Source organism: Streptomyces sp. 13-12-16 (assembly GCF_002114215.1).
GTDB lineage: Bacteria > Actinomycetota > Actinomycetes > Streptomycetales > Streptomycetaceae > Streptomyces.
The window spans coordinates 1-9969 of record NZ_NCTE01000689.1 but is presented as its reverse complement, the minus strand read 5'-3'; the positions used below and the strand labels follow the sequence as shown (position 1 = coordinate 9969).

Annotated in this window: 8 protein-coding genes; 4 read left to right on the top strand and 4 right to left on the bottom strand. The window is 69.8% G+C overall.

Annotation, left to right across the window (positions count from 1 at the left end; translation table 11 throughout):
- On the bottom strand, positions 1 to 812 hold an 812-nt coding region (locus B7767_RS26300; RefSeq protein WP_085574362.1), incomplete at its 3' end, for an ABC transporter ATP-binding protein.
- 651 nt (positions 813 to 1463) lie between these two features.
- Between B7767_RS26300 and B7767_RS26295 the strand changes: the two genes are divergently transcribed.
- The 4 genes from B7767_RS26295 (at position 1464) to B7767_RS26280 (ending at position 6214) form a co-directional block, all read left to right on the top strand.
- The gene (locus B7767_RS26295; RefSeq protein WP_085574361.1) at positions 1464 to 2096 is read left to right on the top strand and encodes a hypothetical protein; all 633 of its coding nucleotides are present in this window, start codon (positions 1464 to 1466) and stop codon (positions 2094 to 2096) included.
- A gap of 102 nt (positions 2097 to 2198) precedes the next feature.
- Complete coding sequence (locus tag B7767_RS26290) at positions 2199 to 3779, top strand: DUF6801 domain-containing protein (RefSeq protein ID WP_085574360.1); 1581 nt, start codon at positions 2199 to 2201, stop codon at positions 3777 to 3779.
- Between the two features lie 48 nt (positions 3780 to 3827).
- Complete coding sequence (locus B7767_RS26285; protein WP_085574359.1) at positions 3828 to 4769, top strand: hypothetical protein; 942 nt, start codon at positions 3828 to 3830, stop codon at positions 4767 to 4769.
- A 233-nt stretch (positions 4770 to 5002) separates the two neighbouring features.
- Entirely contained in the window at positions 5003 to 6214 is a 1212-nt protein-coding gene (locus tag B7767_RS26280; RefSeq protein WP_085574371.1) for a helix-turn-helix domain-containing protein, read from the top strand.
- 67 nt (positions 6215 to 6281) lie between these two features.
- Here the strand turns inward: B7767_RS26280 and B7767_RS26275 are convergent, their stop codons facing one another.
- From B7767_RS26275 to B7767_RS26265, 3 genes are all read right to left on the bottom strand, one after another.
- Entirely contained in the window at positions 6282 to 7715 is a 1434-nt protein-coding gene (locus tag B7767_RS26275) for a family 43 glycosylhydrolase (protein ID WP_085574358.1), read from the bottom strand.
- Positions 7697 to 8674 carry an arabinan endo-1,5-alpha-L-arabinosidase gene (locus B7767_RS26270; protein WP_085574357.1) on the bottom strand — a complete coding sequence of 326 codons (978 nt, stop codon included), beginning with the start codon at positions 8672 to 8674 and terminating at the stop codon, positions 7697 to 7699. The genes B7767_RS26275 and B7767_RS26270 overlap by 19 nt, the downstream gene beginning before the upstream one ends.
- A gap of 203 nt (positions 8675 to 8877) precedes the next feature.
- Positions 8878 to 9528, bottom strand: a complete 651-nt coding sequence (locus B7767_RS26265; RefSeq protein ID WP_085574356.1) for a DUF4360 domain-containing protein — start codon at positions 9526 to 9528, stop codon at positions 8878 to 8880.
- Positions 9529 to 9969 lie beyond the last annotated feature (441 nt).

The window sequence follows — 9969 nt, the reverse complement described above, 5'->3', positions numbered from 1 at the left end:
GGGGCGGGGGCGGAGGAGGCGCCCGCCTCGGCGGCGAGGGTGGCAGCGTCCTTCTCCTCGGACATCCCGATGGGGCCCTCGCGCCGGCCGCCGAGGAACTGGGACACGACCGGCTCGTCGCTGGTGAGCAGCACCTCGCGCGGGCCGAAGGTGACGAGTTCGCGCCGGAAGAGCATCCCCATGTTGTCGGGCACGGTGGCGGCGATGTCGAGGTTGTGGGTGACGATCAGCATCGTCGCGTCGATCTGCGCGTTCAGGTCGATCAGCAGTTGGGAGAGGTAGGCGGTGCGGACCGGGTCGAGTCCGGAGTCCGGTTCGTCGCACAGGATGATCTGCGGGTCGAGGACGAGCGCGCGGGCCAGGCCGGCCCGCTTGCGCATGCCTCCGCTGATCTCTCCCGGGAGTTTGCCCTCCGCGCCCAGCAGTCCGACGACCTCGATCCGCTCCATGACGATGCGGCGGATCTCGGACTCCTTCTTGCGGGTGTGCTCGCGCAGCGGGAAGGCGATGTTGTCGAAAAGGGACATGGATCCGAAGAGGGCCCCGTCCTGGAACATGAGGCCGAACAATTTACGGGTCTCGTAGATATCCCTTTCGGGACTGTTCACCATGTCCACCCCGTCGATGAGGACACGGCCCTTCTCGGGTTTGAGCAGCCCTATGAGCGACTTCAGGAAAACGGTCTTCCCGGTGCCGGACGGTCCCAGCATCACGCTCACCTCTCCGGCAGGGAGGGTGAGTGTCACGTCCCGCCAGATGCTCTGCTTACCGAAGGACTTGGTCAGGCCCTCGACCACGACTTCGATTCCCATATCACCTCCAGCGGACGTCAATCGGATATGCGCCGCGGGCGCACGTTAGGTCGGCGTGGAGCGCACTGACAACGGGTGCGGCACCGGATCCCCGCCGGCCCTCCGGAACTTGTCACCGCGCACACAACACACCGGCCCCGTACTTGTCTCCGGGGAGACAGGGCAGGGTCCCGCGGCTCCGGGGGGTGTGGACCCGTGAGACCCTGCCGACGGACGCCCGAGCCCGGTGGAAGGGGGCCGGAAAGCGCCCGTCATGGCTCCGGTCGACGGGGGCCACCGACCTGGAACCGAGCACCACACCGGCACGTTACGGCCGAGTAACCTCCACGGGCAACACCGGAATCGGAGTTTTCCGGGATACCGACTCCGGCCATCCGGAACTTGTCACGGAGGGCACAAAAAACCCTCCCGACATTGTCGGCGGGTGAGTGTCACGGTCCTCGGCAAGGGGAGCTCCCGGGGAGCGGGGCCGGCTTCACCGGACGCTTCGCCCTTGGCAGCGCGTGACTAAGGCGAACCGCGAATCACTCACTGGGGAAACAGCTTGTTCCACTTTTAAAAGAATCATGGACAACTGCATTGTTCGGCTAAGTTTCCGGCGAGTAACGTCACCGCTCACTGCAGGTCAACCCTCAAGGAGATTGCCGAGTCATGAAGAAGAACACGAGAAGGTCGGCCATCGTGGTGTGTGCGGCCGCGTCAGCGCTGGGTCTCGCCGCCGGCCCGTCCTCCGCGGTGCCCTCCACGGTGTGGACCGTCACCCCCTCACCGGCCTCGTTCCAGGCCGCGAACGTCGGCAACATCGTGCTGACCGCCACCATCCCGATGACGTGTACGACCTCCAACGCGGCCGGGGTGATGAACAGCGCCACCGGCAACCCCGGGGACGTCGCCGACATCACCACCATGACCTTCGGCGCCTCCGGCTCGCCGTGCACCAGTGTCCTGGGCAACGTCACCACCACGTCGATCACCCCCTGGGACGTCGTCGCGGTGGACTACACCGCCTCCACCGGTGTCACCAAGGGCTACGTCGGCAACGTCAAGGCCAACGTGACCGCCGGTGCCTGCAAGTTCACGGTGACGGGCAAGGCCTCGGCCACCTACACCAACTCCACCGGTGTCCTCGCGGTCAACAGCGTCGCCGGTGAACTGGCGGTCAGCAACCCCGTCAACTGCGGTGCGATCGTCACGACCGCGACCAAGCCCACCTTCAAGGGCAACTACGCCGTCAAGCAGGCGGGCACCAACGTCATCCCGACCATCGTCGGCTCCAACCCGTAGACCGCCCCCCGCCCACGTCCGCCCGGCCGGTGATCCCGGCCGGGCGTTCGCGGGCTCCGTGCCGTGCCCCGCCGACGCCAGTCCCCTACCGAGCGGAGTCGTATGAGAGTCCACCGAGCCGCCGCCCCGCGGCCCACCCGCACCCGCGCCCGGACCACGTCGATCGCCGCGTTCGTCGTGCTCGCCGCCCTGGTCCCGACCACGGCCTCCGCCACGGACCCCCAGGAGATCGAGGCCGAACTCCCCTACGTGTGCACCCTGCCCTCGGGGCGGCTGCCGGCGACGGTGCGGATCTCGGCGGACTTCCCGGAACGGGCCGGGGCGGGTGAGGCGTTCTCGCCCACCGGCGTCACCACCACCGTGGAACTTCCGGCGGAGGCCGTCGCGGACCTCACCGCGCGCGAGGCGTCCGAGGTGCGGGCGGCGACCCGGCTCGCCGTGGACGTCGCCCAGAACACGGCGAAGGCCACGGCGACCTGGCGCGGAAGCGCCGAACCCGTCGCCCTTCCCGCCTCCGGACCGCTGACACTGACCACGAAGGGCGACGTCCCCTCGGTGGCCGGCCGGAGCGACGGCGACCTGACCTTCACCGCCGGCGGCCTCGCGATCGACCTGGAGCTCGGCGCGGCGGACCCGGCCGCCGCCCCCGGCTCGCTGACCGTGGACTGCTCCCTCGCCGAGGACGCGCCGGACAAGGGGCTGCTGGCCACCGTACCGGTCGGCACCGGCGGTCCCGGGGCGAGCGGCTCACCCTCCCCGTCCGGGTCCGCGGAGCCGTCGGGCCCACCGGAGGACGGGCAGGGGGACCAGCGGGAGGAGCGGCAGGGGGACCGGTCGCCGAAGGTGCTGGAGAACTCGCCCGGCACCGCCGCGGACCGCGACGTACCGCCGTGCCGCTACGACGAACAGCACCCGCCCACGGAGGTGTCGCTCAACGCCTACGTCACCGGCTACGCCAACGTGAAGAAGCTGAAGGGCGCGGCGTACCTGCCGCCGTCGTGCGTGCTGATCGAACAGGGGCTCCCCGTGATGGGTCCCCCCGACCCGGAGTACCTGATCTTCGACACCGTGTCGTACGGGAACTTCCACTACCAGGAGCGCGAGCAGACACCGCCCTTCGACGCGACCTTCCTGTCCTTCGACTTCGCGCCGGTGAAGGCCACCCTGGTGATGGAGCAGACGGGTCCCATGAGGATCGACTCGCGCATGAGGATACGCCTCTCCGACTTCACCACGATCACGGACACCTACGTCCGGGCCCCGTTGGTCCTGCGCGTGCTGGACCTCGAGGTCAACGGGACCCCCCTGGACGTCGGTTCCGGGTGTCGGACCGAGACGTCCCTCACCTCCGCCGACCCGGACCCGGCGAACTTCCCGGGCGACCACCTGGTGCTGTACGGCCGGGGCGAGCAGATCATCGGCCAGCCGGCCACCGGTTACCTGCTCCTCAGCGGCGGCCCGCTGTCCGGCGAGACGACCATCCCCGCCTTCACCGGCTGCGGCACCGACGGCGAGGACCTCGACCGCCTGCTCACCGCCTCCGTCTCCGGTCCCGGCAACCTCATCAAGCAGGTCCAGGGCCAGACGTGCGCGATCGCCGCCCCCGTGTTCCCGAGCCCGACCAACGAGGGCCAGTGCACCGAGGACCTCCAGCCCTACGAGATCCCCGTCGCCGAACGCTGACCCGGCCCTCGCTCCCCGTCCCTCCCACCTCCACGGAAGGCCACCACCATGCCCCCGATCTCCGCCCGCACCCGGCTCGCCACCGTCTCCGCGCTGACCGCGCTCGGCGCCTTCGCCTCCCTGGGCACGGCGACCGCCGCCGATCCCGCGCTGAACGGCGAGTGGGCCCCCTTCACCCGCTGCCCCGTGGACGCCCCGGCGATGCTGGCCGCCGACGGCTTCGACAGGACCCCGCAGTGCGTGGTCTCCACCTCGGCGAGCGGCTCCATCAAGCTGGGCGACACCGTCGTGACGACCGGCAGGACCAACCTCCAGGTCGGCGTCGTCCAGAACGCGGACGGCACCAGCAGCGTGGTCGCCCCGGCCTCCGGCGCGCTGGTCGCCGAGCCCGCCACCGTACCCGGCGGACTGCTCGGCCTGATGTGCCCGAGCGACATATTCGTGATCACGGGCATCTGCGAGTCGCTGGAGAACTCCAGCCTCAACAAGATCACCGCGACCATGGAGTCCGTCGGCGCGCCCTACGCCTTCGACCAGACCGCGGGCGTCCTCACGGACACGCCCATCATCGCCCTGCCGGTCCGCATCCACCTGGAGAACCCGCTCCTCGGCAGCAAGTGCTACATCGGAACGGCCGCCAACCCGATCGTGCTGCGCCCCGAGAACCGCGAGTACCCGGCGTTCGGGATGACCTTCTTCCAGGGTGACGGCACCCCCGACCCGGCCGGCGAGATGAGCCGGATCGACCTGACCGGCGCCACCCAGAACGACAGCACCTTCGCGGTCCCCGGCGCCACCGGCTGCGGCCTGAACGTCGGCCTGATCAACGCCGCGGTCAACGCGAAGACCGGGCTGCCCTCCGCCTCCGGGAACAACAGCCTGACCCTCAACGACACGCAGACCCACCTCACCGGTCTCAACGCCCCCGGGACCGCGGCCCCCGACGCCGGCAAGGTCCTGGCGGAGAACTGGCACTCCGCCGCCGGGTGACGGCCGCGGCACCGGGTGACGGCCGCGGCACCGGAACCGCGCGGCCGTCCCGGCGGCCGACTCCCACAACCGTGACGCGATTCCTCCACAAGTGATGTACAACACAACAAAGTTGATTTACCGTCAGCTTGCCAGGCCGGTGAACACCGGTGGACCGGTCCGGGTACCGCCCCGACGAGGGCGGTACCCGGCCGGCCGCCCCACCGGACATGTCGGAGAGCAAGGGATCACTCATGCCCTCAAGCGCGCGTCCCCCGGTGCTCGGTGAACCGCTCGACCCGCTCCCCAAGAAGTTCGCGGCCTTCATGCGGCCGCTGCTTCCGGGGCTGCTGAACGAGATACGGACCGAGGTCACCCGCACCTATCCGGTGTACGGCAGGCTGCTCAACGGCCCGGACGGGGACGCGATCCGCCAGGGCGTCGAACAGGCGCTGACCGCCTTCGTGGACCGGGTGGCCGACCCCTCCAGCAGCTCGGAACTGCGGGACGAACTGCTGCGCAGGTTCGGCCGGGTGGAGGCCTACGAGGGCCGTGACCTGGAGGTCCTGCAGGGCGCCTACCGGCTCGGCGCCCGCATCGCACTGCGCCGGGCCAAGACACTGGGACGGCAGTACAGCCTCTCCCCCGCACTGGTCCTCGCCTTCGCCGACGCCCTCTTCGCGTACGTCGAGGAACTGGAGGCGATCACCCGCGAGGGGTACGCGGAGGTGCGGGAGCGGGCCGCCACCGAGGAGTCGGCGTTACGCAGACAGTTACTGCACTTCCTCCTGGCCTCCTCGCCGATGCCCCGGACGACCCTCTCCGAACTGTGCAAGGCCGCCGCCTGGGAGCTGCCCCGCTCGTGCTTCCTCGTCGCCCTGCGTCCTCCGGTGCCGGAACACATCCAGGTGGGACTCGACCGGGACGTCCTCGCCGACCTGGACATACCGCAGCCGCACCTGCTCGTCCCCGGGGAGCTCACCCCCCGGCGCCTCGACATGATCCGTACGGCCCTGGCCGGCACCCGTGCCGCGGTGGGCCTGACCGTGCCGATCGCGCAGGCCGCCGACTCCGTCCGCTGGGCCCGCCGGGTGCTCCAGCTCGTTGACGACGATGTCATCCGCGACGCCCCGATGATCCTCTGCGAGGATCATCTGACGACCCTGTGGCTGCTGTCCGACCCCGCCCTCGTCGACCGTGTCGCGGCGCGTGAACTGGCCGCGCTCGACGAGCTGCCCGCCAGGCGGCGCGACCGGCTCGTCGAGACCCTGCGGGTCCACGTCTCCACCCGGGCGCCCGCCGAACAGGTCGGCGAGATACTGGGCGTGCACGCCCAGACCGTCCGCTACCGCCTGCGGATGCTGGACACCTACCTGGGCGACCGGCTCGCCGACCCCGACCACCGCTTCGCCATCGAGGTGGCCCTCCGCTCGCTCCACCTGCGGGGCCACGACAGCGCGGAGTGATTCCCGAGAGCCGGCGTGAGACCTCGTACGGGCCCCACGCCGGCCGTGTGCCGGCCTCGGACGGGTCTCACGCCGGGTTCAGCCGCCACTGCTGACAGCCGTTGTTCAGCCAGGTCCACTGGCGTACGTCGGCGCCGTCCGCGGTGGAGCAGTCGGCGACGTCGGCGACCTTGCCGGTGGCCTGGTTGACGATACGGACGTGACCGCCGTCCGTCGCCACGAACCGGAACCGCTGGCAGGTGTTGTCCAGCCACGACCACTGCCGCAGGCCGGCACCGTCGGCGGAGGAGCAGTTCTCGGTGTCGAGCACCTTGCCACTGGCGACGTTGACCAGCCGGTGGGTGTCGTCGCCGAGGTCCTCCAGGCGCCACCGCTGGTTGGCGCCGCCGTTGCAGGCGTACTGCCGCACATCGGCGCCGTCGGCGGACGAACTCCCGGACACGTCCAGACACTTGCCGCTGTTGCGGTTGGTGAGGGTGTAGGTGGTGGAGACGGTGGACGGCTCGCCCGAGGGTCCGGTCCGGCCCGCCCCGAGCCGGACGGGCGTGCCGAGGTTCGGTGTCCCGTCGGAGTTCCAGGTGAACTTCTGCGCCCGTGCCGTACGCCCGTTGTCGCACCCGTCGGACGCGGAGTCGTTGGCGTGGTAGACGATCCAGCTCTCCGTCCCGTCCGGCGAGGTGAAGAAGCCGTTGTGGCCGGGACCGTAGACGCCGTTGCCGTCGCTGCGCTGGAAGACGGGTGTGGACTTCTTGGTCCAGGAGGAGGCGGAAGCCGGGTTCGCCCCGGTGAGGGTGAGCTGTCCGAGTTTGTAGTCGGGGGTCCAGCAGCCGCTCGCGGAGTAGACGAGGAAGGTGCGGCCGCCCCGCTGGAGGATCTCCGGGCCCTCGTTGACGGTGCCGCCCTGCCGTTCCCAGTCGTGGGTGGGTGTGGAGACGGTGGAGAAGGACGAACTCACCGTGTACGGGTTCGCCATGCGCGCGGCGACGATGTTCTGCGTCCCGTCGTGCGTGCTGCCGAAGAGGTACAGCTGCCCGTCGATGGTGGCGACGGTCGGGTCCAGCATCCACGAGGAGTTGAGCTGTCCCTTGTAGCTGTAGGGGCCCATGGGGTCGGACCCGGCGCTCTCCAGCACGTGGCTGCGCTGGGTGGGGTTGTAGTCGGCGATGTTCTGCCCGGCGACGTAGTACAGGTACCAGCGCCCGTTGAGGTGGTGCAGTTCCGGAGCCCAGATGTTGCAGCACCGGGAGGCCGCGTCGCCCTGCCACACCTGCACGCTGGGAGCGGTGGCGAGGCCGCCGAGGGTGGGCGACCTGCGGATGGTGATGACGTCGGTCCAGGAGGTGCTGACCAGGTGGTAGGCGCCGTCGTGGTGGACGATCCAGGGATCGGCGCCCTTCTGCGCCTTGACGGGGTTGCCGAAGGAGGCCGCCTGCGCGGACGACTGCCCGAGCGACAGGGCGAGCAGCAGCGCGGCCAGCAGGGTCAGTAGGCGACGGGCCATCCGCTGCTCCAGTTCAGGAGGTTGATGCCGAGCTTGGGGGTGCCGTTGTCGTTGCCGTCGTAGTAGTGGTAGACGATCAGGTCCCCGTCGACGTCGTTCATGATCGACTGGCCGCCGGGGCCGATGACGCTGCCGTGCGACTCCAGGACGGGCGTGCCCCCGTTGTCCATCATCGAGACGCCGTTCCTGTCGCGGTACGGCCCGGTGACGCTGGTGGCGCGGCCGACCTTGACCTTGTAGGTGGAGCCGGTGCCGGCGCAGCAGGTGTCGTACGAGGCGAAGAGGTAGTAGTAGCCGTTCCGCTTGACGATGAACGGCGCCTCGACGGCCTTCGTCCCGGAGGGACGGGAGGCGAGGGAGTAGCGGGTGGTGTGGGAGGAGAGCTGCTTCCCGGTGGCGGGGTCGATCCGGATCATCTTGATCCCGGTCCACCAACTGCCGAAGGACAGCCACCACTTGCCGTCGTCGTCGACGAAGAGGTTGGGGTCGATGGCGTTGTAGTCGCTGGAGGAGCCGGACGTGTGGACGATGCCGTAGTCGGTCCAGCTTCCCGGCTGACCGGTGGTCGAGCCGGCCAGCCCGATGGCGGAGGTGTTCGAGCCGAACTTCGAGACGGAGTAGTACATCAGGTACTTGCCGCCGTGGTACGAGATGTCCGGCGCCCAGGCCTCCGGCACGGAGGAGTAGTTCCGCCACCAGCCCGGGCGGGACGGGAACGCGTCGGCGCCGGCGGAGAAGGCGGTGCGGTCGGTGGAGGTCTTGTGGGAGATGCCGCCGCCGGTGGCGTAGAGGAGGTACTGCCCGGAGGAGGTCCGGATCATCGACGGGTCGTGCGTGACGACGGACCCGGTGACGCGGCCGGGGTTGGGGTACGCCGAGGCGGTGGTCGGCATCAGCGCCAGGAGGGCGGCCGTGGGGATCGCGAGGAGGGCGGTGCGCTTTCGGAGGGTGCGGCTCATACGGGGTTCTCCTTGCGGTGGGGGTGAGGAGGTCGTTCGGGATTTCGAACGACGATCGCAAGTTCGAACGGACCGTAGAATCGAACCACTTGCGCGTCAATGGCCCGCGCAGCACCGCTTGCCTCCGCGCGGACGGCCCCGCCGAAAGGAGCGGGCGGGCCGCGCCGGCCCGCCCGCTCCCGTTCCCGCTTCTCAGCGGTCGGTCAGTCCTCCGGGCACTCCTTCCACGCGAGGTGGTACACGGTGCTGATGTCCCCGTCCGTGGAGTCCATCGTCATGAAGCTGACCTCGTCGGAGGACGAGGTGCCCGCGCTCACCCGCAGCTCCGTGTTGATGTTGAAGTTGCGCTGGACCCCGCAGGGCGCGTAGACCAGCTGGGCCCAGTCGGTCTCGTCCGTGGCCTGCCAGTTGTCGTCGTAGGGGCCCGCGAAGGGGTGACTGCGGTACTCCGTGTTCGGGGAGCCCTGGAAGTAGTACGACGCCCGCTGCGTCCCCCTCGCGCCGGGCTGGAGCGAGGCGAAGCCCCGGTAGTCGGCGCTGGCGATGGCGTAGGTGAAGCCCTGGGGGACGTGGACCAGCAGGCTGAGCTGGCAGTTCTTGCGGAAGGCCGTGGGGTCGGAGTTCCCGCCGGCCTGGGCGAGGTAGTCGCTGTACGTCACGGTGAAGGCGGTGTTGTCCGCGGAGACGGCGACCGCGGCGGTGCCCTGGGGGCAACCGGAACCGTTCACCGTGGCGACCTTGATGACGATCTTGTCCGGCGGCGGGTCCTCGAAACCGGTCGACGGGTCGTGCGCGGGTAACGCGGCGGTGAGGAGCGCGGCTGCCGCCGCGCCGAGAAGCAGTCCACCAGCCATGGTTCTCCATCCTTCGGTGGGGGGTGATTGAAGCATCATGTACATGCCAATAAGGCGCGCACATGTGCTCCCGGCCCCGTGAAGGAGGCATGGAGATGCGGTGAAGGCCGGGAGCGCTCGCATCGTATGAAGCCCCGCGACCGGCTGACAGGGCGAACTCCGGCCATTCACTTCCGTCACACCGAACCGGGAGGAAACAGGCGTACCGAACCCCTCGTGTGAACGCGGAGGCGCCGGTTCATGGACAATGTCCCACCGGCACCCCGTGTGGCAGTACAAGCAGGAGGCGCTCCCTTGGAGCTCAGCAGGCGTACCTTCACCGCCCTGGCCGGTACGGCGGCGCTCGGTCTCGCGCTGGCCGGCAGCGGCGGGGCGGCGACCGGCGCGCACGGACCGCGCGGTGTGCCGACGGGCCCGCCGCCCCCTCCCCCGAGCGCGGAC

What these genes read in the sequence shown, in the direction of transcription:
- B7767_RS26285 (WP_085574359.1), top strand. Translation starts at nt 3,828, where the DNA reads ATGCCCCCGATCTCCGCCCGCACCCGGCTCGCCACCGTCTCCGCGCTG.
- B7767_RS26280 (WP_085574371.1), top strand. Translation starts at nt 5,003, where the DNA reads ATGCCCTCAAGCGCGCGTCCCCCGGTGCTCGGTGAACCGCTCGACCCG.
- B7767_RS26265 (WP_085574356.1), bottom strand. Translation starts at nt 9,528, where the DNA reads ATGGCTGGTGGACTGCTTCTCGGCGCGGCGGCAGCCGCGCTCCTCACC.
- B7767_RS26270 (WP_085574357.1), bottom strand. Translation starts at nt 8,674, where the DNA reads ATGAGCCGCACCCTCCGAAAGCGCACCGCCCTCCTCGCGATCCCCACG.
- B7767_RS26295 (WP_085574361.1), top strand. Translation starts at nt 1,464, where the DNA reads ATGAAGAAGAACACGAGAAGGTCGGCCATCGTGGTGTGTGCGGCCGCG.
- B7767_RS26290 (WP_085574360.1), top strand. Translation starts at nt 2,199, where the DNA reads ATGAGAGTCCACCGAGCCGCCGCCCCGCGGCCCACCCGCACCCGCGCC.
- B7767_RS26275 (WP_085574358.1), bottom strand. Translation starts at nt 7,715, where the DNA reads ATGGCCCGTCGCCTACTGACCCTGCTGGCCGCGCTGCTGCTCGCCCTG.